The 24,168-nt window shown below is 44.8% G+C and carries 20 protein-coding genes; 8 read left to right on the forward strand and 12 right to left on the reverse strand.

Features of this window, described 5'->3' with window-relative positions:
* Window positions 1-153: 153 nt before the first annotated feature.
* The 6 genes from JQC93_RS10460 to JQC93_RS10485 form a co-directional block, all read right to left on the reverse strand.
* On the reverse strand, window positions 154-654 hold the full coding sequence (locus tag JQC93_RS10460; RefSeq protein ID WP_205158372.1) for a YfbU family protein: 501 nt from the start codon (window positions 652-654) through the stop codon (window positions 154-156).
* 126 nt (window positions 655-780) lie between these two features.
* Window positions 781-1,431, reverse strand: coding sequence for an energy-coupling factor ABC transporter permease (locus JQC93_RS10465; protein ID WP_236009467.1), 651 nt, complete (start codon window positions 1,429-1,431; stop codon window positions 781-783).
* A gap of 10 nt (window positions 1,432-1,441) precedes the next feature.
* Window positions 1,442-2,182, reverse strand: a complete 741-nt coding sequence (gene pflA / locus JQC93_RS10470; RefSeq protein WP_205158374.1) for a pyruvate formate lyase 1-activating protein — start codon at window positions 2,180-2,182, stop codon at window positions 1,442-1,444.
* Window positions 2,183-2,311: 129 nt separating this feature from the next.
* Window positions 2,312-3,298 (reverse strand): lipid A deacylase LpxR family protein, encoded by a 987-nt coding sequence (locus JQC93_RS10475; RefSeq protein ID WP_205158375.1) that lies wholly within the window; start codon window positions 3,296-3,298, stop codon window positions 2,312-2,314.
* Between the two features lie 238 nt (window positions 3,299-3,536).
* Window positions 3,537-5,813 carry a formate C-acetyltransferase gene (gene pflB, locus JQC93_RS10480; protein WP_205158376.1) on the reverse strand — a complete coding sequence of 759 codons (2,277 nt, stop codon included), beginning with the start codon at window positions 5,811-5,813 and terminating at the stop codon, window positions 3,537-3,539.
* A gap of 292 nt (window positions 5,814-6,105) precedes the next feature.
* On the reverse strand, window positions 6,106-7,644 hold the full coding sequence (locus JQC93_RS10485; protein WP_205158377.1) for a DUF3360 family protein: 1,539 nt from the start codon (window positions 7,642-7,644) through the stop codon (window positions 6,106-6,108).
* A gap of 441 nt (window positions 7,645-8,085) precedes the next feature.
* Between JQC93_RS10485 and JQC93_RS10490 the strand changes: the two genes are divergently transcribed.
* The 5 genes from JQC93_RS10490 (at window position 8,086) to JQC93_RS10510 (ending at window position 12,999) form a co-directional block, all read left to right on the forward strand.
* A complete protein-coding gene (locus JQC93_RS10490; RefSeq protein ID WP_205158378.1) occupies window positions 8,086-9,576 on the forward strand; it encodes a hypothetical protein in 1,491 nt (496 codons plus the stop codon).
* Window positions 9,577-9,891: 315 nt separating this feature from the next.
* Window positions 9,892-10,662 carry an ABC transporter ATP-binding protein gene (locus JQC93_RS10495; protein ID WP_205158379.1) on the forward strand — a complete coding sequence of 257 codons (771 nt, stop codon included), beginning with the start codon at window positions 9,892-9,894 and terminating at the stop codon, window positions 10,660-10,662.
* A gap of 70 nt (window positions 10,663-10,732) precedes the next feature.
* Window positions 10,733-11,509 (forward strand): ABC transporter substrate-binding protein, encoded by a 777-nt coding sequence (locus tag JQC93_RS10500; protein WP_236009468.1) that lies wholly within the window; start codon window positions 10,733-10,735, stop codon window positions 11,507-11,509.
* 69 nt (window positions 11,510-11,578) lie between these two features.
* Window positions 11,579-12,319 (forward strand): ABC transporter permease, encoded by a 741-nt coding sequence (locus tag JQC93_RS10505; RefSeq protein WP_205158381.1) that lies wholly within the window; start codon window positions 11,579-11,581, stop codon window positions 12,317-12,319.
* 2 nt (window positions 12,320-12,321) lie between these two features.
* Window positions 12,322-12,999 (forward strand): ABC transporter permease, encoded by a 678-nt coding sequence (locus JQC93_RS10510; protein WP_205158382.1) that lies wholly within the window; start codon window positions 12,322-12,324, stop codon window positions 12,997-12,999.
* 116 nt (window positions 13,000-13,115) lie between these two features.
* Here the strand turns inward: JQC93_RS10510 and xthA are convergent, their stop codons facing one another.
* Entirely contained in the window at window positions 13,116-13,922 is an 807-nt protein-coding gene (xthA, locus tag JQC93_RS10515; protein ID WP_205158383.1) for an exodeoxyribonuclease III, read from the reverse strand.
* Window positions 13,923-14,181: 259 nt separating this feature from the next.
* Between xthA and JQC93_RS10520 the strand changes: the two genes are divergently transcribed.
* The gene (locus tag JQC93_RS10520; protein WP_205158384.1) at window positions 14,182-16,284 is read left to right on the forward strand and encodes a methyl-accepting chemotaxis protein; all 2,103 of its coding nucleotides are present in this window, start codon (window positions 14,182-14,184) and stop codon (window positions 16,282-16,284) included.
* Between the two features lie 65 nt (window positions 16,285-16,349).
* On the opposite strand, the gene purB is transcribed toward JQC93_RS10520, so the two are convergent.
* From purB to JQC93_RS10540, 4 genes are all read right to left on the reverse strand, one after another.
* Window positions 16,350-17,720 carry an adenylosuccinate lyase gene (gene purB / locus JQC93_RS10525; RefSeq protein WP_205158385.1) on the reverse strand — a complete coding sequence of 457 codons (1,371 nt, stop codon included), beginning with the start codon at window positions 17,718-17,720 and terminating at the stop codon, window positions 16,350-16,352.
* 70 nt (window positions 17,721-17,790) lie between these two features.
* Window positions 17,791-18,408 (reverse strand): high frequency lysogenization protein HflD, encoded by a 618-nt coding sequence (gene hflD, locus JQC93_RS10530; RefSeq protein WP_205158386.1) that lies wholly within the window; start codon window positions 18,406-18,408, stop codon window positions 17,791-17,793.
* A gap of 29 nt (window positions 18,409-18,437) precedes the next feature.
* On the reverse strand, window positions 18,438-19,547 hold the full coding sequence (mnmA, locus tag JQC93_RS10535; RefSeq protein ID WP_205158387.1) for a tRNA 2-thiouridine(34) synthase MnmA: 1,110 nt from the start codon (window positions 19,545-19,547) through the stop codon (window positions 18,438-18,440).
* A 110-nt stretch (window positions 19,548-19,657) separates the two neighbouring features.
* Window positions 19,658-20,350, reverse strand: coding sequence for a pseudouridine synthase (locus JQC93_RS10540; protein ID WP_205158388.1), 693 nt, complete (start codon window positions 20,348-20,350; stop codon window positions 19,658-19,660).
* 304 nt (window positions 20,351-20,654) lie between these two features.
* Here JQC93_RS10540 and JQC93_RS10545 point away from each other — a divergent pair, with 304 nt between their 5' ends.
* Window positions 20,655-22,883 carry an NADP-dependent isocitrate dehydrogenase gene (locus tag JQC93_RS10545; RefSeq protein ID WP_205158389.1) on the forward strand — a complete coding sequence of 743 codons (2,229 nt, stop codon included), beginning with the start codon at window positions 20,655-20,657 and terminating at the stop codon, window positions 22,881-22,883.
* Window positions 22,884-22,973: 90 nt separating this feature from the next.
* On the opposite strand, the gene cspD is transcribed toward JQC93_RS10545, so the two are convergent.
* The gene (cspD, locus tag JQC93_RS10550; RefSeq protein WP_205158390.1) at window positions 22,974-23,201 is read right to left on the reverse strand and encodes a cold shock domain-containing protein CspD; all 228 of its coding nucleotides are present in this window, start codon (window positions 23,199-23,201) and stop codon (window positions 22,974-22,976) included.
* A 624-nt stretch (window positions 23,202-23,825) separates the two neighbouring features.
* Here cspD and clpS point away from each other — a divergent pair.
* Window positions 23,826-24,146, forward strand: coding sequence for an ATP-dependent Clp protease adapter ClpS (clpS, locus tag JQC93_RS10555; RefSeq protein WP_205158391.1), 321 nt, complete (start codon window positions 23,826-23,828; stop codon window positions 24,144-24,146).
* Window positions 24,147-24,168: the final 22 nt, after the last annotated feature.

The raw sequence follows: 24,168 nt of genomic DNA on the forward strand, positions 1-24,168 counted from the left end.
GTGTGCTTTATTTTAATCCTAGTCATGATTGAGTTGATTTGCCTAAAATTGTTGGCATTTTATTTGTTTACGAGATATTTCTGCTTAGATGAGAATACAAAAATGGCTCATTATATTGAGCCATTTTGAGGGTGATTTGGTTGCGCTATAGCACTACGCACTGAAAATCTGAGAAATTTCAGTAGGAGATAGGTGATATTGACGTGGGCAGTTGCGCCACGTTGTCAGCATGCGGCGGTATTTATCCAGCATTGCAATTTGGCTGTTAAAGTGGTGATCGGCTTTCTCGAAGTGTGGGTATAACCCTTCTGACTCGGTCAAAAAGCGGACGTAATTTACAAGTTGCGCTTCACTAGCAATATCAAAACCCAAGAATTGCAGACGACGTTGATCAACCTGTGTTTGATCATTTGCATTAAGCATTTTGAATGACTCTTGCATCGCATGGTACATTTCCATGATGTCGATGACTTCGCGACACTCTTGTTCGCTGATTTTGCCGAATTCTTTGTCTAGTTCACGCATTTGTAGACCGTAACCACGCTCAACGATCGTTTGTAGACGTTCGTATTTAGCCTGATTTTCTGGGGTTAGCTTAGACATAAGGTAGTACTGATTAGATAAAATCAGACGTTGTGCATTGGTCATTTCCATTATTGGACTCCGCAAATTCGTATTGTAGATAGACTATCAAGTTTTACCCTAGAATACAGGCAAAGTCGGTGAATTTGTATATTGTATGACTAGAAAATCGCCATTGTTAATCGGGCCGGTCACAGATTAATTGTTGAGGTAGTCACGGTCGCTGTAGTTGCGAACCCATTCCGGTTTAAAGACCACCATCAATGTCATACACAATCCATTAAGTAACGCTTCTGGAAAGGCGAGTAAAAAGGCAAATACGTAGTAATTATCGACGATGGTTTGCCAATCGTAGTGTCCAATAAAAAGCTGGTAAAAAGCGTGTGAGGTTAAATGGACCGTACCGACGACCGCTGCCGTTGAAAATACGCCAACAAATAGATAAATAAAGAGATGTTTGGGTAACAGACGATGCACCATCTGTGACAACAAATGGCTTAGACTGATAGAAAGGACCACAGTGAACAACAAAAACGCAGGCAGACTGTCGATACTCAGTTGTTGAGTGACCAGCAGCAAAATGGTGATAACCACACCGATGACTAACGCTATAGTCCAGCCAAATAATTGCGTGAATGTGGTGACCATCAATAAGTGTAGCGACAATCCTTCTTTGATACTTGCCTGGGCACTCCAAAGCAAAAATAGGCCGAATATTGTGGCGAAGAAGAAGTGTTGATAGGGTTTATTGTTGAGGAGTTGGGGCAATAAGTGAATTCGCGCATCGCGCAGGGCGATTATGAGTAGCACTGCAGTCAGTCCATAACTCAGTAGCGCGAATCCATTCATAGCAGATGAGTTAGTACTTCACGTTGTCATTGTATTTAGACAAAATGGACACGATATTATCCATTGTCTCTTTACTAGGTGGCTCGACACCCTCGAGAGGGTAGTCGTATCCGAGTGCTTCCCATTTGTGCGCACCTAATTTGTGATACGGTAATAGCTCTACCTTTTCGATGTTGTCCATATCTTTAATGAATTCACCGAGCATTTCCGCTGACTCATCGTCATCTGTGTATCCTGGAACAATTACGTAGCGGATCCACGTTTTTTGACCAATCTTTTGTAGGTAACGTGCAAAATCCAAAGTACGTTTGTTGGATACACCAATAAAATCATGGTGTATTTCATTTTTCATATGTTTTAGGTCTAACATCACAAGATCTGTTGCTTCAAGCACTTCGTCTACAACCTCGGTGTGCTTGCGGATGTAACCATTGGTGTCGAGACAGGTGTGAATACCTTCTGCTTGCGCGGCACGGAAAAAGTCACGAACGAATTCAGGTTGCAACATGGCTTCGCCACCAGAACAAGTGATGCCGCCACCAGAGGCGTTCATAAAGTGGCGGTAAGATTTTGCCTCTTTGATGATTTCTTCTACTGTCACTTCTTTGCCGCCTTGAGGATCCCATGTATCTCGGTTGTGGCAATACATACAGCGCATCAAGCACCCTTGCAAGAAAACGATAAAGCGAATACCTGGGCCATCGACTGTGCCACAAGATTCGAAAGAGTGTATACGTCCGGCGGTTGACATAGGGAAGTCTCTTGTACAATAAAAGATGGGCGTAGTTTATCGTAAGAGCTAAGGTGGGGGCAATCGAATGGCGTCGTTACTGATGCTTCTTTTGGATAAAACCACCAGTAACGCGATAATCGTCGAGAATTAGAACAACCAGAATAGGGCTAATGAGCCATTGGCTAAGAAATTAGAATTGTCTTCTTCAAAGTCGTTGGACTTAGCGGCTATCGAAAAGCTAATTCCCCATCCTCGGTAATACCCAACAGCCCCCAAAACGGCGGTAGCTTGTAGGTTTTCTACCGTAGTTTCTGGTACTTCATCAGGGCGATCGCCATCTATGGTGATGTCGTTGAAGCGATAACGGCCTTCGATACCTCCGAAAAAGTAACCACCGGTCTTTGCGCGACGGATCATAGTTGGGTTTAGCGAGGCTTCGTTGCTGATATTGGTACTGCCGAAACTATCGTGTAACTGGTAACCCCAGCGATACAATCCACCAACGGCGACTTCGGTTCTGAAATTACCTAACATTGCACGGTAGTTAGTACTAAATTCGCTGCCCCAGCCAGACTCTTGAGGTTGATAAAAATGCCTTTGGTCATTTTTATGGTTTAGATTCAATACAATTTGGTCGTAGATTTGATAGTCCCAGCCTTGAGGATCAGGTGAGCCAGTCAAGCTATGGACAAACTTTTGGCTATGTTCGGTGAGTGCATTATCGCCTGTGGTTCCTAGCATTAAGCCAAAGTAACTGACTTGGTCATCGTCTAGTGCATAGAGAGAAGCTTCGGCAAACAGCAGGCCGGCGTATGGACGCTCGCCTGGTTGAGGTTCGCTGGCCGCTAGATCAGACGGGGTCCACATTTTTTGACCCATTTGAATGCTCCATTTCATCTCATTATCCAAACCTTGTTTAAACGGTTCGGTAGGCAAATGATAAAAAATAGAGTCTTTATCGAGTTCGATGTCGGATGAATAACTGAAGAAAATACCATTGGTATAGTCTTGGTCGACACCGAATACACCATCGTTATCTAGACCAAAATAGAAGGCACTGTTCGACTCTGCTATTGCAGAAGACGCGATTAATGGCAATACGGCAAGCGCAGTTAATCGAAGTGTTGAGTACATAGTTCTGACGTTTCCTGTGGCATTAATTTGACTGAGCGAGCTCATTTAACAGAACGCTGCACTATTTATGCCAAAGTGATACCTCTAACTAAACTAATGTCGCATTTTTAACACTAAGCTGGTCCATAAGTTGACAGGGATTCTGTGGAATAGACATACCAGCCGATAATTAGCTGAATAGCAGGCAAAAAAATACCCCGCTAAAGCGGGGTATTTGGTGTTTCAAACTGACTCTAGATTATAGAGATTCAGTGAAGGTACGTGCGATTACGTCTTGTTGCTGCTCTTTAGTTAGAGAGTTAAAACGTACAGCGTAACCAGAAACGCGAATTGTTAGCTGAGGGTAGTTCTCAGGGTTTTTAACTGCGTCTTCTAGAGTTTCGCGGTTAAGAACGTTCACGTTAAGGTGTTGACCACCTTCGATGTCAGCTTCGTGGTGGAAGTAACCATCCATTAGGCCAGCAAGGTTAGCGCGTTGACCAGTCTCATCTTTACCTAGTGCGTTAGGTACGATAGAGAAGGTGTACGAGATACCATCTTGTGCATCAGCAAACGGTAGTTTACCTACAGAAGTAAGAGAAGCTACAGCGCCTTTCTCATCACGACCGTGCATTGGGTTAGCACCAGGAGCAAAAGGAGCGCCTGCTTGACGACCGTCAGGCGTGTTACCTGTCTTCTTACCGTATACCACGTTTGAAGTGATAGTAAGGATAGACTGAGTAGGACGCGCGTTGCGGTAAGTCTTAAGCTTACGGATCTTGTTCATGAACACAGAAACAAGTTCACAGGCAATGTCATCTACGCGAGCATCGTTGTTACCAAATTTAGGGTAGTCGCCTTCGATGTTAAAGTCGATTGCTACGCCATCTTCGTCACGAACTGGGCTTACTTTAGCGTATTTGATTGCCGCCAGTGAGTCAGCTGCAACAGATAGACCTGCGATACCACACGCCATTGTACGAGCAACGTCACGGTCATGCAGAGCCATAAGCGCTGATTCGTAGCTGTATTTGTCGTGAGAGTAATGGATTGCGTTTAGTGCAGACACGTATTGCTTCGCCAACCAATCCATGAATCCGTCAAGTTTGCCCCATACATCGTCGAAGTCTAGAACGTCGTCGGTGATCTTAGGCATCTTAGGACCGATTTGAGTCTTAAGCTTCTCATCCACACCACCGTTGATAACGTAAAGTAGTGTTTTAGCAAGGTTTGCACGTGCACCGAAGAACTGCATTTGCTTACCAACAACCATTGGAGATACACAACAAGCGATTGCGTAGTCATCAGACTCTAGGTCTGGGCGCATTAGGTCGTCGTTCTCGTACTGGATTGAAGAAGTATCGATAGATACTTTTGCACAGAAACGCTTAAAGCCGTCAGGCAGTTGCTCAGACCAAAGAACAGTGATGTTTGGCTCTGGGCTTGGACCCATAGTGTATAGTGAGTTTAGGAAACGGAAGTTAGAACGCGTTACTAGCGTACGTCCGTCAATACCCATACCACCCATTGACTCAGTAGCCCAGATTGGGTCACCAGAGAACAACTCATCGTATTCTGGAGTACGTAGGAAACGAACCATACGTAGCTTCATTACGAAGTGGTCGATCATCTCTTGCGCTTCTACTTCAGTGATTTTGCCAGCAGCGATATCGCGCTCGATGTACACATCAAGGAAAGTAGAGGTACGGCCTAGAGACATTGCCGCGCCGTTTTGTGATTTAACTGCAGCTAGGTAGCCGAAGTAAGTCCACTGGATAGCTTCTTGAGCAGTTTGAGCTGGCTCAGAGATATCGTAGCCGTATTTAGCAGCCATTTCTTTCATTTGACCAAGCGCGCGATATTGCTCTTGAAGCTCTTCGCGAAGTTGCATGGTCATTTGTAGATCTTCACCGTTCTCAAAGTCAGCTTGAGTTGAGTGGAACTGAGCCGCTTTGTTCTTCATTAGGAAGTCGATTCCGTAAAGAGCAACACGACGGTAGTCACCGATGATACGACCACGGCCGTACGCATCTGGAAGACCAGTCAAAACGCCAGACTTACGACATTTTAGGATGTCTGGAGTGTACACGTCGAACACACCAGCATTGTGCGTTTTACGGTAGTCAGAATAGATTTTTTTAACTTCTGGATCCAGCTCGCGGTCGTAGGCTTTACAAGAACCTTCAACCATACGGATACCACCGTTAGGAATAAGAGCACGCTTTAGAGGTGCTTCTGTTTGTAGACCAACGATTGTTTCTAGATCTTTGTTGATGTAACCAGCGTCGTGCGACGTGATGGTAGAGATAACAGATGTATCAAAATCTACAGGAGCGTGGGTACTGTTTTCTTGCTTGATACCTTCCATAACTTTAGCCCAAAGCGCGTTAGTTGCTTCAGTACCTTCAGAGACTAGGAATGACTCGTCGCCTTCGTATGGAGTGTAGTTCTTTTGAATGAAATCACGAACGTTAACGTCGTTTTGCCACTCACCGTCAGCAAAACCTTCCCAAGCTTTAGCAAATTGCTCTGCCATGATAAACCTACCTTTTTAGTAGAAAACACATGTGTATCAGGCGCTAAGTAGTAGACACCCTCTACACTCGTTAAGAGTTAAAACCATTACCGATGGACATAGTATGGACTAAATTCATAAATCTTGGCATTAAATCTAAGGCTAATTATAGCCCAAAAAACTTTTTAGAAAACTAAACTAAATCAATAAATCGTTATTTTTTGTTTAAACTTTCAAAAAAACTTTATATTTTACTTGCACATTATTTCTACGTAACAAAAGGGTGGCAAATGCCACCCTTTGTTTACATTTCTTACAGTAGCGCCGGTAGGCCGTAGGCACTTTCAAGCATACCTACAGCTAACATTGCTAGTAGACAAACAATCAGTACACCACCAGGGATGACAATTTTGTCAATAAACGACAATTTAGACGCGCGTTCTTTGTCACCAATTAGGCCGTTGTTGTCTAGAAGCATAGTCAGTGCCCAAGCGATAACCGGGTTAACAACAATGGCGCCAAAAATACAGATGCCTGCAGCTTGAGAATCTTTAGTATCTCGAACCATCTGCATACCTGCTTCTAGTAGTGGCAAGAATACGCCAACAAGCAATGCAACACGCATTACTGGAGGCCATACAGCAACATCCATTGGGAAACCTAGAATCGCTACAATGATACAGAGTGTACCAAGCAAGATAGCACCCGCAGGGATAGGACGTTTAGCAATTGCCGCTGGGATCATGTACGTACCCCAAGATGAAGTAATGTTACCACCGCCGACAGCAGTACCAACAATTTGACGAACAGAACACATTGTCATGGTGTCATCAACATCCATGAGTACTTTCTCGGTGTTTTTCGGGTAGTTAAGCTCTTGGAAGATACGGTGACCAAGGAAATCAGGAGACCACATAGCAACCGCTAGGATAGCAAACGGCAGTGAAGCGATGAAATGCTCCATTGTTGGTAGGCCAAGTTGCCAACCTTGTTCTGTGCTTCCCCACCAGTACATTGGGTTGAGGTTTGGAATACCCATCTCTGTTTCGAAGCGCAAATCGAAACCGGCACCGAAAAGCATCGCTATAATAAGGCCGGTAAATGCACATACTGGGATAGCTAGCCAACGAAGACCAAGCTTAGCGAGTAGGGCATAGATTACAATAGCTACAGCAAGAACGATCAGACCAATGTAACCCATTGAGCCTGCCGCCATTTCAGCGGTTTGCAGCCCCATAGCCCATTCTTGGATATAACCAATCTGGCTCATGGTTCCGGTAAAGCCTAAGAATATGAGCAAGCCACCAGCGGTGCCTTCAGAGGTGAGGTTAACCAGTTTGGACCCCCCTTTGAAATAACTCAGTAGTAGACCAAAGATGCCTAAAAGGATAGCAAGAGCAAGAGGGTGAGCACCAGCCAGTGCAATAGCACCGATCAGTGGGATCATTGGACCGTGGTTACCGGCTAAGTTCGCTCGAGGATTGAAAAAGCCAGACGCTAAAACACAGAACAGCAGCGCAGGGATGAGCATTTCTACGCGAGCAACTTCGATAGCAAACTCTTTGCCTAGGTTTACGTGGTCCCAAGCTTGAGTTAGACCTTCAGCCCAAGACATCATAACCGCAGAGTACATCGCGATGATGCCGATAGTACCGGCAATGGCAGGAACGAAATCTTCAATTTCGAAGCGGAAGTCACGACCAGGTAAGTTAAGGCCGAAACGGCGTGGCTTCATAATTTGCAGTTCGTTGTCCAAGTAGTCTGAGCGAGATTTGAACTCAGAAGCTGGACGGTGCAGTTCAGAATAGCTTTTGTTCTCTATTTCTTCCTGCGTGTATTTCACATCGGACATAGAATCCTCTTTCGATTGATTTTTAATTCCTTTAAAAGACACCCTCAGTTGTAGCACATAACTCGCGTTCGCAGCCAGTTACATCTTGCAACAAAGAGAGACATCTCTACTGATGCGCAAGAGTGTAGCAACGCACTCTTTTATCTCAATTGATCTGGGTCAGTTTCGTAAAAATAACGTAGTAATATTTCAAATTTTGTTGAATGACACAGGTTGGGTCTCAAAATGTTGTTGGTTTACAGACATTATGCTTTGTTTTTGAAAATGATGGAGGTTTGAACAAACAGCTCAATTACCCTTCAATTCGATCATTAATGTGATGTAAGTCGCCACATTAGGTTCTTTGCGGCATATAAATTGCTTTTTACAAAACATATCACGGGAAACATGCACTTGGCGGCAAAGTTTTGACACGCCAACATAGAAAGGACGTGCGAGAGTATGAAAATGAGAGTCTTACCTATTGTAGCGATATTGTCTGGTTTGCTAGCTGGTTGTGGCGGTAGTGCGAGTAGCGGCGGTAATAATGGCGGTGATCAGGGGGGAGGGACAACACCTCCTAATAAAACTCAGTTTACATTTGAGTTCTATCGAAGTGATGATATAGATAACTCTACTCAGTTGTCGTGTACTCGATATGACATCTATGATGGCATTGGTGGTGAACGAGCGCTGATTTACAAAAAAGTAATCGGTAATATTGATAACGCTGTGTTCGCTATCTACTCAAATGCAGCCGGTGAACAAGTTGGCGATAACGTACATGCAGTCAATGGCAAGCTAACAGTGGCGTTGGAAGACATACCTTCGAATGGGTTCGTTACTATTCAAGAGCATGGTGGGACTATCATTAATGCCACAACATTCACTAAAGAATCATTTAGTGATCAATTGGGTTTAAGGAGCACTGCTTTCTCGCTATCGCTTTTTGCCGAAACAGGCGATTGTTTAACTGGTGGTAACGATGTAACCAATAACCTCAAAAATAAACAGTTTTGGAATGCTGATGATCTTTCTGGCAATCCTTACCCTCGATACTACTTTAACTCTCAAGTTGATAACGTCTCGAGCTCAAATCCGCAGATTTCTAGTACTGGCATAGACTATATCAACAGTGAAAAAGTACTAGTTACTCAGTATCTAGACGAAGATAAAAAGTATATTTATCAATATGGTTTTAGTGATTGGAGCGATTCAACATTATCTTATGCAAAGAATCTTGGTGTTGCTACCATCATATCAGGCATTCAATTCTCCGAAATTGAGTTAGATTTGTTGAAGAACGGATATTTTTACCCTTTAGTCGATATTGATGTTTCTGGAGCAGGTCCTTTTGAGTATTACTATCCCGATGCTTCTAGAGGTGAAACATGGGTTTATAGAGCTGCTGGATCTATTGATACTGATAATTGGGAAGCGAAATACGTTGACCAGATTAACACGGTTTCTGCGGCTTGGCAGATTTCTATAAATGATCGTTCACTATTTAGCGTTGAAAACACAAACGACGCAGAACCATCAACTAATTCAAATGTAATTGTTTTGACTGACAGCATCGCGATTAATAACGAGAGCGGACTGATGCGAGTGGCATATAATCAAAGCTCAACCCCGTTTACTGTCACACATGTCTTATACGGTTACATCGGCGATTCAATCGTTGTACCTGAACTTGATTTATCTTCAATTCCTTCTGATATCAGGGATGATCTTAGAGTCTCTGATGGTGCTGAATTTAGCCAGTCTTACTTGTTTACCAACAATGACACTGATGTACCGCTCGATGCATTTATGACAAACTATCGAAACGGGACGGTTTTAACATCGTCGGCAGAAGATAAACTTGGCATTATCAAAAGTGTTGTTGAAATGCGAGAGGCTAAAGAGAGTTTGGAGCAAACCAAGAGCCTTTACTTAAAAAGGGTTAACTAGTCAGATATATGACTTAATTTAGAAAAAACCACGTGGCAAATTTCCCACGTGGTTTTTTTATATCTAAAAGTGTTAATGGCTTGTAACATTTACGCCGTTAGCTAAGCCTGTTGATTATTCTTCAATCGCGATTTATTAGGCATTATAATCTAATATATTAGATTTTTAATGCAGATAGGTGTAAAACCCCGGTTCTTTTTGCTGGATTTGTAATCGATTGCAGTTAATCATTTGTTGCATCCCGCCTTTCTCAATGCTAATTTAAATCCCCATCCAAAACACAAACACAACTAATGGACTAGGGAGTGAAGGCGCATGTCAGCTGTAACCGCGCTGCAAGTCAATGACTTACACAAAACCTTCGGACAAAACGAAGTATTAAAAGGGATCTCACTCTCTGCAAACAAAGGCGATGTTATTTCTATCATCGGCTCCTCAGGTTCGGGTAAAAGTACCTTCCTGCGTTGCATTAACCTTCTCGAAGTGCCTACCTCTGGAGAAATCTGGGTAAATGGTGAGCTCATTGAGATGAAAAATGGCAAACGCGGCGAAGCTATGCCGGCCAATGAAAAACAGGTCCAACGCATCCGTTCGCGTTTGGCTATGGTATTTCAGGGTTTTAACCTATGGTCACACCTTACCGTTTTGGAAAACGTCATCGAGGCACCCGTTCATGTCTTAGGCGTTCCCAAAAAACAAGCCATCGAAAACGCAGAAGCTCTTCTTAAAAAGGTAGGACTTTACGAACGTAAAGATTACTACCCGGGGCATTTGTCTGGTGGTCAGCAGCAACGTGCCGCAATTGCGCGTGCACTCGCTGTCGATCCAGAAGTGATGCTTTTCGATGAACCAACCTCAGCGTTAGATCCAGAATTGGTTGGCGAAGTGCTTGGCGTTATGCGCGATCTAGCAGAAGAAGGCAGAACAATGTTGGTGGTAACGCACGAAATGGCATTTGCCAGAGACGTGTCGAATCACGTGATGTTTTTGCACCAAGGATTGGTAGAAGAGCAGGGCGATCCTGCGAAATTATTTAGCAATCCCGAGTCAGAACGTCTGCAACAGTTTATCTCTTCCATTTATTAATTAGTTTTGAGCTTTTAGCTCGTATTTAGGGTGAATACCCAATTTAAACATCAATCACAGGAGTGTGGAAATGAAGAAGTGGTTATTAGCAGCGACACTTGCTGCAACTGCAGTTACAGGCGTAGCACAAGCAAAAGACTGGAAAGTTGTCCGCTTTGGCATTGAGGGCGCTTACCCTCCATTTAGTAAAACAGAAGCCGATGGCTCGCTAAGTGGTTTCGATGTCGATATGGCGAATGCATTGTGTGTGGAAATGGACGTTCAATGTAAAATTGTTCCACAAGATTGGGATGGCATCATTCCATCACTTTTGGCACGTAAATACGATGCAATCATTGCTGCGATGTCTATTACAGAAGAGCGCAAGCAAAAAGTAGACTTCACGGGTAAATATGCTCAGATCCCTAACCAATTTATCGCTAAAAAAGGCGCAGATATCGAATTTACTGCTGCGGGCCTTAAAGACGTGAAAATTGGTGTTCAACGTGCAACTACGCACGACAAGTACCTAACTGACAACTACGGCGATTCTGTTGAAATCGTACGTTACGGCTCGTTTGACGAAGCTTACCTTGACCTAGGTAATGGCCGTATCGCTGCCGTACTCGGTGACGCAGCCGCTCTAGAAGAAGGCGTGCTAATGGGTAAAGATGGCGACATGTATGAATTTGTTGGTCCATCACTTACTGATCCTAAGTGGTTTGGCGAAGGCATGGGCATTGCGTTGCGTAAGCAAGACAAAGACCTAACCGAGAAACTGGACGCAGCAATCCTATCTCTACGTGAAAAAGGTATTTACCAAGAAATCGCAGCAAAATACTTTAGCTACGACGTTTACGGTCAGTAATCGACACGTCAATCTTAAGGAGGGTTCGCCCTCCTTTTCTCCAGTTGGTTGTTATCCTGGACCGTCATCATGTTAGATCTTCAAGGCTATGAAGCCTCAATCCTTTCCGGAGCATTAGTCACAATACAAGTGGCGTTATTGTCTCTGCTACTCGCAGTCGTACTGGGTATGGCGGGGGCGTTAGCTAAGCTTGCACCTTATCGTTGGGCTCGTGCAATTGCGACGCTATATACCACAATTATCCGTGGGATCCCCGATCTCGTATTAATGATGCTGATTTTTTTCGGTGGTCAGATTTTGCTGAATAACTCACTTTACTCAATCAATGAGTGGTTAAACGAGTGGTTTACTCAAAGCGATCCAAATCATGAGTGGACGGCTTACTTACCGGATTATATTGATGTCAGCCCTTTCATCGCAGGCGTGCTTACGATAGGTTTCATTTTTGGTGCCTACATGGCCGAAACGTTTCGCGGTGCCATCATGGCCGTCGATACGGGTGAGTTAGAGGCAGCCAAAGCCTATGGCATGAGTGGCGTAATGACTTTTCGTCGCATTTTGTTGCCACAGATGATTCGTCACGCCTTACCAGGTTTTGGTAATAATTGGCTGGTTCTACTTAAGACCACAGCGCTGGTCTCTATTATCGGCTTGGAAGATATGGTTCGCGTTAGCTCTCTAGCAGCGGGAACAACGAAAGCGCCATTTACGTTCTATATGGCGGTGTCAATTATCTTCTTGTTCTTTACCAGTGTTTCAACAGGGCTACTTAAGCTGGTTGAACGTAAATTTAGCATTCAAGCGAGGTAACGATGGACTTTTCTATTATTGTCGACAGTATCGATATCTATCTTGAAGGCCTTTGGACCACAGTGTGGTTGGTTGGCTTAGCACTGATCATTGGTCTGAGCGTTGCGATACCTTTGGCCATTGCGCGTAACAGTGAAAATTGGTTGCTCAAGGGGCCTAGCTGGGCGTTTATCTATTTCTTTCGTGGAACACCACTACTGGTACAGCTATACCTGATTTACTATGGGATGGACCAGTTTGTCCCAGTTAAAGATACCTTGTGGGAAAATGCATGGTTTTGTGCGTTGGTTGCCTTTGTCCTAAATACCGCCGCGTACACATCCGAGATAATTCGTGGTGCGATCAACGGATTACCAAAAGGTGAAGTCGAAGCGGCAGTTGCCTATGGTATGTCTAGGTTTCAAACCTATCGCCGAATTATACTGCCTAGTGCGTTGCGACGCGCTCTGCCAGCGTATAGTAATGAAGTTATCTTTATGCTCCATGGCTCAGCGGTTGCCGGTATCATTACCATTTTAGATCTTACTGGCGCAGCAAGATTGGTGAACTCACGCTATTACGCACCTTTTGAGTCGTTTTTAACGGCAGGTTTATTCTATATGGGGCTAACATTCATCATATTATGGGTGTTCAAAGCCGCTGAGAAACGATTCCTAGCGTATTTAAGACCGCTTTCTTAGATAGTTGCCCTAATACGAACCAAAGCCATTGTCTGGCCAGTAAATTACTTCGATTGGTATAAGTACTTAAAAGCCCCGCTCTACGTTGTTGAGCGGGGCTTTTATTTTGTAAACGACTATTTAAACGTCGACCATATAGGTGCGTGGTCCGAGGGCTTCTCAACGCCACGTAACTCATAGTCGATGTCAGACTCTATGCATTTGTCTGTAAGTGATTGAGTAGCCAGTATCACGTCTATGCGTAATCCGCGGTTATCGTCAAACCCACGGGAGCGGTAGTCAAACCATGAATATTTACCTTCGACATCTGGATAAAGATGACGGAAAGTATCGGTAAAGCCCCAGGCAAGTAAATCGCTTAACCATTGGCGCTCTTCTGGTTGAAATGAACACTTACCGGTTTTAAGCCATCTCTTTTTGTTTGGCTCTCCAATACCAATATCGGCATCAACTGGGCTAATATTGATATCGCCCATGACGATGAGGTTTTCGGTGTTGGATCTATGACTATTGAGATAATTCATTAGATCGGAATAGAACTGGCGCTTGTACGGGAACTTGGTTTCGTGAGCGATATTGTCCCCTTGCGGAAAATAGCCATTCATAATGGTGACAGGTTCACCGTTATCATTTTCTACGGTGACGGTGATCATTCGCTTCTGATGTTCGTCATTGTCGGTTGGAAAGCCTTTTTCTACCGAGATAGGCTCTTTTTTGCACAGCATCGCGACACCATAGTGACCTTTTTGACCGTGATGAAATACTTTGTAACCCATTGCTTCGACGTCTTCTCTAGGAAACATGTCGTCGTGGACCTTTATTTCTTGTAGGCCGATAACGTCTGGGTCATGTTTGTCAATCAATGCTTGTAGTTGATGAAGGCGGGCTCTCAAGCCATTGATATTAAAGCTTATAACTTTCATTTTCTGTCCTTGCTTTTACTGTTATTGCTATCTTACCACTGGCTGAAAATCGGTAACATGAATTTGTTGAAGAACCGATTAACAATTTTATCATTTCGGCCGATAACCAATAGAGAACGCAATCGTTTACCCCTACATAATAGGCAGGTTAATCTTTCTTTACCGCATATTGTGTTAATTGGTTGTAAACTGTACATTATACTATAACGTCATCCGTGCTAAACGCATTTAGCAAATCAAAAGCAATAAGGACATTGCAATGCATTCAATTTCGATCAAATGGAAAATCACACTTTTAAGCGGCCTCTGCCTTGTGATCAGCTGCGCTGCGCTGATCGGTTTTTCTATACAAAGTTCAGTTTCTTCGCAAGTAACTAACAGTGAGCTTAGTCGCCAATCGGTGATTGAAAAGTCAGAGCAGCTGCTGCAAAACGGCGCTGAGCTAGGTGCGCTTTCTGTACAAAGTTTTTTACTCGAAGCGCAGCACCGAGCCGAAATGTTGGCGCAAAATGCACTGTTTATTAAATACAATGCAGAAGAAACATGGGTAGCAAGTGAAGACCTACGAACATCACTTAATGAGATGCTTGGCCAAACACTGGCGGTATTTCCGACTGTTAAAGGCGCTTATTTGGTTTTTGAGCAGGACCAATTGGATGGTGAAGACAGCAACTACCATAATGCCGACTATGTAGGCTCGAACGAAGTTGGGCGATTTGCTCCTTATTGGCGCCGCGCAGCAGATGGCGCAGCTGTTGCGACCGTTTTACCTGAATCAACACTCCAGAATCCGATTGATAGCGATCTGTTTCAATGCGCCAAACAGATCAGTAGCGCTTGTATTGCGACTCCGCAGTTATCCGAGACAGGTGAACTGACAACAGCCATCAGTGTGCCTTTGATCACCGATGGTATTGTTGGGGTACTTGGGATAGAGGTGAGTTTAGACGGACTGGCATCGCTTGTTGAGCAAACTGACGCTGAACTGTTTAATGGTGTTGGTAGTGTGGCGGTATTAGGGGCCGTGCAACAAGTGCTAGCAGATTCTAACCAGCGCTTTGAGCTTTTAACGGGATTTGAGAGCGCAAACTTGTCCGCGCAGTCGTTAACTAGTGAATTGTCGAAAGGCGTGCCAACCAACTTTTGGAGTGACGATCAGCAGCACTTACAAGGTCTGTCACCCATTACTATCGCCAATCAAAATTGGTCAATTTTGGTGGAAATGCCTCGTGATGTGATCGTGCAAGATGCGGTTACGCTGGATAATGCGATGTCTACGCAGCTTGAACAGTCTATTCGCACTAATTTGCTGTTTGGTAGTGGACTGATTGTGATTGCTCTTGCATTTACTGCTGTAATGTCGAGTGGGCTTGTCAAAACCATAACCCATTTGGTATCACGCTTTACTGATATTGCTTCTGGTGACGGTGATTTGACGCAACGTATCGAAGTGAAATCGAACGATGAAGTGGGGCAGTTAAGTCGCGCGTTCAATCAGTTTTTAGATAAACTTCAACCGATTATTACTCAGGTAGTAAAAGGCAGTGAACAGGTTGCAACCACGTCTATAGAGGCGCAAAAAAGCGCGTCAGAGTCGCGTCAAAGCAGTGAATCTCAGTTTAAAGAGGTGGACATGGTAGCCACTGCAGCAGAAGAGCTGACCCAAACGGCTGGTTTAGTGTACAGCAATGCGCAAGTCGCTGTAGATGCGGCAGAAAAAGCCAATCAATCCGCGTCTCAAGGTCAGCAAGTTGTTCAGGCATCAACCGAATCTATGCAGGCGTTGCTCAGCAAAATGGAACAAGCCGTTCCAGTGGTTGATGATTTATCGAAGAACAATGCCAACATTACTGAAATATTAGGTGTGATTGAGGGTATCTCGGAACAGACCAACTTACTAGCGTTAAATGCGGCGATAGAAGCGGCGAGAGCGGGGGAGCAAGGGCGTGGTTTTGCCGTCGTTGCTGATGAAGTCAGACAACTGGCGAGCCGTACTAATGAACAAGTGGGCGAGATTCGAGGTGTGATTGAAAAAGTGCACAAAGGGACCAATGATGTGGTCGATGCTATTGCTCAAAGTAACGAGCTGGCGCAAGATGCTTCATCGCAGGTGCTAAACGCGGTTGAAGAGCTAGACCATACGTTCGCAAGCATCGCGAGTATCTCTGACATGAATGCGCAGATTGTGAAAGCCGCTGAAGAGCAGCAACAAGTGGCTTCAGAAGTGAATATCAGCGTCGCAAATATTCGCGAATTAAGTGCAGAGATTTTGGATCAGGCCGCAGTATCGGAAGAGATGGGCCAACGGATAGCGGCCTCTTCTGCACAGCAGCAGCAGGTTGTATCGCAGTTTAAAGTGTAATTGCCGATAAGATCAAAAAGGCCCTGACAGAGTCAAAAGTCTCTGTCAGGGCCTTTTACTTTTTACTAAAGCTTATCAGTGAGCTCGATAGCTTGACCGATGTAGTTAGCTGGAGTCATCTCTTTAAGACGCACTTTTTCGTGCTCAGGGATGTCTAGAGCTTCAATGAAGTTACGCATAGCTTCACCATCAACACGCTTACCACGAGTGAGCTCTTTTAGCTTCTCGTATGGCTTTTCAATCGCGTAGCGACGCATTACAGTCTGTACCGGCTCTGCTAGAACTTCCCAGTTCTTATCTAACTCAGCCAGTAGAGCATCGCGATTTACTTCTAGCTTGCTAATGCCTTTTAGCGTCGAGGTATAAGCAATTACCGCGTAACCCACACCAACACCGAGGTTACGAAGCACGGTAGAATCGGTCAGATCGCGCTGCCAGCGTGATACAGGTAGTTTTTGCGCTAAGTGCCCAAATACCGCATTCGCAAGACCCAAGTTACCTTCTGAGTTTTCAAAGTCGATTGGGTTTACTTTGTGTGGCATGGTTGACGAACCAATTTCACCGGCAATGGTTTTTTGCTTAAAGTGACCCAATGCAATGTAGCCCCAAACGTCACGATCAAAATCGATAAGGATGGTGTTGAAACGAGCAATAGCGTCAAACAGCTCGGCAATGTAGTCGTGAGGTTCGATTTGCGTCGTGTATGGGTTCCAGGTGACGCCTAGAGATTCAGTAATGAACTCTTCACTAAACGCGTGCCAATCTAGTTCCGGGTAGGCAGAAAGGTGCGCGTTATAGTTACCTACAGCGCCGTTGATTTTAGCAAGGATCTCAACATTTTCGATTTGCTTGTATTGACGCTCCATACGGTAAGCAACGTTCGCCATCTCTTTACCCATAGTGGTTGGAGAGGCAGGTTGACCGTGAGTACGTGAAAGCAATGGGATGTCGCGATACTCTTCAGCCAGTTTTGCAATGGAGTCGATAAGAGTACGGATCTCAGGCAAAATAACCGTTTCACGAGCTTCTTTAAGCATCAATGCGTGAGAAGTATTATTGATGTCTTCAGACGTACAAGCAAAGTGGATAAATTCACTCACTGCTGCAAGCTCAGGAAGCGCTTCTACTTTTTCTTTTAGGAAGTACTCAACCGCTTTTACATCGTGGTTAGTGGTACGTTCGATCTCTTTGATACGACGTCCATCTTCTTCCGAAAAGTTTGCTGCAAGATTGTCTAGGAACTGATTGGCTTCGTCGCTGAACGCCGGTACTTCGGCAATTTCTGCTGTTGCTGCGAGTTTTTGTAACCAGCGAATTTCTACGACTGTACGATACTTTAATAGACCGTACTCACTAAAGATTTCACGTAACGCAATCGTTTTCGTGCCGTAGCGACCATCTACTGGTGAAACAGCAGTCAATGCTGACAGTTCCATGTTGTTCTCCTGAGTGTGCTTGAAGTTAAGGTTAAGTTCGGGGTAGGGCAGCCTAGTTAGGCAACCCAAATTACATTCTTGCGAGTAAAATCTCGGCTTGTTCGACCATTTTTTTACGGCCAAAGATGAGGTGGCGACGTTTGCCACCTACTTGACGCCATAGTACCGCACTGCGGATACCCGACAGCAATAGTGCGCGTACTTTATGCTGAACGTGGGTTTGTTGCAAGACGGCAGGGGTGCCTGTGACTTGGATTCTTGGTCCCACAGGGCTAATGACGTCTAAATAGATACTGGCGATATTGGCAATCATTTGACTGTCATCTAAATCATAGTGATCCAATTGATGCTCGATGAGTGAGATTCTGCTACCCAGCGTAGACATCGCATCAGGGGTGGCGTTCAGTTTACGCTCTAACGCCATCAGGCTGATGATATAGCGAGTGATGTCACTGCCATCTGGAGAGCCGTCGATGCCATGCGCAAGACACTTAAGTCCAATGCGAAGGTCAGATTCACTGCCAAAAACATTGAGCGTACTGCTAGGAGAGGTGTTTGCAATTGCGGTCATCGATGCATTAAATGCGACATGATCACACTCACCTTCTTTTGCAACTTGTTGTACCAAGCTAACCGCTTGGCAAATTCCAGCAAAGGCGATGGTTCTGTCATACAACGAATTGGCCACTACACTTCTCTCCTAGTTAGGCTAATGAGCTAAAACTTCTGTTCAATGATTCCGCCACCGAGGCACACTTCACCGTCATAGAATACGGCTGATTGTCCAGGGGTCACGGCAACTTGTTGCTCGTCAAAGACAACACGTATAGTGCTGTCGTCGACGGGCACAATGGTACATGGAATGTCTTGCTGACGGTAGCGCGTTTTTACCGTGCAGCGTTTAGTTTCTGTGATCACTTGTCGATCCACCCAATGAAGTTGTGAAGCGACTAAGCCATTAGACTTGAGTAGTGGGTGGTCGCTACCTTGAACAGCAATAAGAACATTGCGTTTAAGATCTTTTTCGGCAACATACCACGGGTCTTCGTTACCGCCACCGCCTTTTTGGCCACCGATGTGTAGACCTTTACGCTGACCTAACGTGTGATACATCAATCCTTGGTGCTCGCCAATGACTTTGCCGTCAGGCGTTTCAATTTTACCCGGTTGAGCAGGCAAGTAGCGCGATAGGAAATCGGTAAACTTACGTTCGCCTATAAAGCAGATCCCAGTCGAGTCTTTCTTTTTGGCGGTAATAAGGTCTTGTTCTTCAGCAATGCGTCGTACTTCTGGCTTTTCCAGTTCACCTACAGGAAACAGGCTACGCGCCACTTGTTCGCTGCTTAGCGTGTACAGGAAGTAGCTTTGGTCTTTATTGCCGTCTAGGCCGCGCAACATCTGTGCTGGCTCGTCTTGCGAGGTTGGGAATGTGCGGCGGACGTAATGGCCCATCGCAATATAGTCGGCATCAAGGACTTCGTCAGCAAATTCTAAAAACGCTTTAAACTTGATCTCTTTGTTACATAAAATGTCTGGGTTAGGTGTGCGGCCCGCTTTGTACTCGTCTAAAAAGTATTCAAAAACGTTGTCCCAGTATTCCGCAGCAAAGTTAATTTTGTGCAAGTGGATGCCAAGTTTGTCACACACGGCCTGAGCATCAGCAAGATCTTCAGCTGCAGTACAATATTCTTCACCGTCGTCTTCTTCCCAGTTTTTCATGAAAAGACCTTCGACCTGGTAGCCTTGCTGTTGCAGCAAATACGCCGAGACCGAAGAGTCGACTCCGCCAGACATACCAACGATCACTTTTTTGTCGCCGTTTGACATACTTAACACCTAACATTTTTAACGGTCGCAGATTCTATCAGAAAGGTTTACCGATCGACAGTACCGCGATCAAAATCACACTTTTCAATATGTGGTTTAGTTTCTAAAACTCAACCCTCAAGCACACGATATTCGCCCAAACCTAATCCGTCGAGTTTATAAGGGCCTATAGAGACTCGGATCAGACGCAGCGTAGGAAAACCAATATTCGCGGTCATGCGTCTAACCTGTCGGTTGCGCCCTTCGGTAATCGTGATAGCTAACCAGCTGGTGGGAATAGCGGCTCTAAAGCGCACGGGAGGCTCTCTATCCCACAATGATGGGGCGTCGAGCCGCTCAATGAGCGCTGGGGCGGTTACACCGTCTTTTAGTTCAACACCTTTTCTGAGCTTGTCTAGTGATGCCTCGTCTGGATCACCTTCTACTTGAACCCAATAGGTTTTAGGTTGTTTAGTGCTGGGTTGAGTTAACTGAGCTTGAAGCTTTCCATCGTTTGTTAGCAGTACCAAACCTTCGCTATCACGGTCTAGTCGACCAGCGGGATATACGTCCTTAATCGGCACAAAATCGGCTAACGTTTTTCGACCATCACCATCAGTGAACTGTGTCAGTACGTCGAATGGCTTGTTGAGAAGTACAATCTTGCGTTCACCAGGAGCGAGTGAGGCTATTGGCTTAGTCGTCTTTTTGCTGAATCGTTTGTCGCTGCTATAGCGGGAGTTTGGTCTTTTTGAGTGTTTGATTCGATGTTTGGTTGAACTGGTGTTTTTTCGTTCAGAAGTGTGACTGGCGCGCTCACCCATGTTAACTACCTTGCAAAAATGTAAACAAGCTGTGCCTGTAAGTTTTCTCTGCCCGCGAAATGATCTATCATACGCGCGCCGAATTCAGTCTTTAGTGGGCTAATAATACAGGAAAATCTGAGTAAATGTTTAAAACTGCTCGACGCTCACTGTGTTTTAGTTTACTTAACTTAGGCGTGCTCACAGCCTATTCGGCACATAAATAGATAGCTTAACGCAGCGGTGCGATGATAAACGTACCCTTGAAACAACAACACAAGCGCTATCACTATAGATAGATAACAAAAGAAGATAGGGAAATTTCATGCCTTCAGACAAGCCAAAGATTATTTATACGATTACTGATGAAGCCCCAGCACTAGCAACGTATTCACTATTACCAATGATTCAAGCGTTCACACGCTCTTCTGGAATTGAAGTAGACACGCGCGATATTTCGCTTTCTGGCCGTATTATTGCGAACTTTTCAGAGTACTTAAAACCAGAGCAGCGCATTGGCGATGCGCTAACCGAGCTTGGTGAGTTAGCAAAGACTCCAGAAGCTAACATCATCAAACTTCCTAATATTTCAGCGTCAGTACCTCAGCTAAAAGCAGCAATTGCAGAGCTTCAAGCAAAAGGCTACGACCTACCAAACTACCCTGAAGAGCCAAGCACAGACGAAGAGCGTGCTATTCAGTCTGCGTACGATAAAATTAAAGGCAGTGCGGTTAACCCAGTATTGCGTGAAGGTAACTCTGATCGTCGTGCACCTGCATCGGTTAAAAACTACGCTAAGAAAAACCCACATTCTATGGGTGCTTGGGATAGCGCATCGCAATCTCACGTTTCTAGCATGGCCGATAAAGACTTTTTCGGTTCAGAAAAATCAGTCACCATTGATCAAGCAGTGGACGTAGCCATCGAGCACGTCGATGCGCAAGGTGCTGTGACACAGCTTAAAGCGCCGTTTGGCCTGCTTGAAGGTGAAATCATTGATACAGCTGTCATGAACAAAGCTGCACTGGTTGAGTTCTTTGACGCCGAGATTAAAGAGGCCAAGCAACAAGGTGTTCTGCTATCGCTGCACATGAAAGCGACGATGATGAAAGTGTCTGATCCAGTGATTTTCGGCCACGCAGTCAAAGTGTATTACAAAGAAGTATTTGCTCAATACGGCGAACTATTTGATGAGCTTGGCGTGGATGTGAACAATGGTATTGGCGATGTTTACGCGAAAATCGCCGACCTTCCTGCAGAGCAAAAAGCAGAGATTGAAGCGGCACTACTAAAAGTGTACGAAACACAGCCACCTTTGGCGATGGTTGACTCGGATCGTGGCATTACCAACTTGCATGTACCATCGGATGTGATCGTTGATGCATCAATGCCTGCAATGATTCGTGCTTCTGGTCAAATGTGGGGCCCGGACGGCAAACAAAAAGACACCAAAGCTATGATCCCTGATCGTAGCTATGCGGGTGTGTATCAAGCGGTTATCGAGTTCTGTAAAGAGAACGGTGCATTCGATCCTACAACAATGGGCTCAGTGCCTAACGTTGGATTGATGGCGCAAAAAGCGGAAGAGTACGGCTCGCACGATAAAACATTTGTTCAAAAAGCCGCTGGTACAGTCCGAGTTGTTACAACAGATGGAACAGTCCTACTTGAGCAAGCCGTTGAAGAAGGCGATATTTTCCGCATGTGCCAGGTAAAAGACGCACCGATTCAAGACTGGGTTAAGCTAGCTGTTACACGTGCTCGTGCTTCAAATACTCCTGCGGTTTTCTGGTTAGATAGCGCACGCGCACACGATGCAGAACTGATCAAAAAAGTAGAAGCCTACTTACCTAACTACGACACTGAGGGTCTTGAAATCAAGATTCTGTCTGCGGTAGACGCGACTAAGTATTCGCTTGAACGTATTGCGAAAGGCGAAGATACGATTTCGGTAACGGGTAACGTATTGCGTGACTACCTAACGGATTTGTTCCCAATCCTAGAGTTGGGTACGTCGGCCAAAATGCTGTCAGTGGTTCCACTGATGAATGGTGGCGGCCTATTTGAAACTGGCGCTGGTGGTTCTGCACCTAAGCACGTTCAGCAGGTCGAAAAAGAAAACCACTTGCGTTGGGATTCACTTGGTGAGTTCCTGGCTCTAGCGGCATCTTTAGAGCATCTCAGTACGGTTACAGCTAATCCTAAAGCGCAAGTGTTGTCAGAGACACTGGACAGTGCAACAGGTAAGTTCTTGGACGAGAATCGTTCACCTTCACGTCGTGTTGGCGAGCTTGATAACCGTGGAAGCCATTACTACTTAGCTACGTATTGGGCTGAAGCATTGGCTAATCAATCTAAAGACAATGAGCTTGCAGCTGAGTTTTCACCGGTTGCGCGTGCAATGGTAGAGCAAGAGCAAAGTATTGTCGCTGAGCTTAATAACGCGCAAGGCGTAGCCGGTCAGTTAGGTGGCTACTATAAATTGCAAGATGAGCTTGTGGCTGAACTAATGCGTCCAAGTGCAACGCTTAACGCGATTATTGATGGCCTATAATTGAAAACTCTTTAGGCGTTGATAACGCCTAAACAATTCTAGAACGAAAAAGCCCACTTCTTAGAAGTGGGCTTTTTCGTCTGTACGGGTTTATTTTGCAGAATCGGTCTCTATGGGGACTACGCTGCTGGCATGGGAACCTTTGGGTCCTGCAACCACTTCGTAGGTTACCGCTTGCCCTGCTTTGAGGGTTCGATAACCATCCATTTGAATCGTTGAATAATGCGCAAACACGTCCTCTTCGCTGTTTTCGCCTTCTGGGCAAATAAACCCAAAACCTTTAGCATTATTGAACCATTTAACTGTACCTGTAGCCATGCCTTACGTCCTTAATTGCATTTGTAGTTGTTCTTACCTAATCCAAGGTGGGAAACCTTGACGTCCATTAGATAGTAAACGTCTCCTTTCTTACGTGTGTCTCGCATTTGAGCGGTAACAGAAAGTTAGACGAAAAATACATCGATGGGTCTACCTTGTAATGTTGCGATGTCACTATTACGCACCAATTGCCTATCACAAATAGAGGGCTTTTAAGCCGTTGGTGCTATCTCTAAGTAATGAGCAGTTCTATTTTGCATAGACAGTGTAAATCGGTGATTTTTTAGTCACGTCTCATCACTTTAGACAAGATTGGGTCTGAGTCAACTGCGTGCTACAGCAAAAAAGAGACTTTTTTCACAAAATGAGAAACTGGCCCCAACTTTTTGTTAACATTAGCAAAGGGTAAAAAAACGTCGTTCAATTCTTAAAACAGCGACCTTTTGTGTAATAAACGGTCGAATGTAACGGTCTGTTTCTATTCTGACGATACGGACATTAGAGACTCGACGAACCTTGTCCAAACTCATGGCAATCTTTTATTTGCAGGGATACAATTGCTGCATTAGTCTCTATGTAAGAGCAATCAAAAATTGCTCTGATTTGTTGGGTTGTAACGTAGTAATGAGTAAGCACTTTGAATGGGTCACTCCCGACTCGGATTTGTTAGAGTTGGAAAAGACCGAACTGTCACCACCGTCGATGTACCATGTCATGCTCAATAACGATGACTACACACCGATGGATTTCGTTGTCGAGATCTTAGAACGGTTTTTCGCAATGGAGCTTGATAAAGCCAACCAAGTGATGCTGCAAGTACACTACGAAGGCAAAGCAAGTTGTGGGGTGTTTAGTGCAGAAGTAGCAGAAACCAAAGTGGCTCAAGTCACGGTGTATGCAAAAGAAAATGAGCACCCGTTGTTATGCACAATGGAGCGTGCGTAAGGTTTGTTTAAACATAACCATT

It is taken from the genome of Vibrio ulleungensis, assembly GCF_016900875.1.
In the GTDB taxonomy this organism is placed as follows: Bacteria; Pseudomonadota; Gammaproteobacteria; order Enterobacterales; family Vibrionaceae; genus Vibrio; species Vibrio ulleungensis.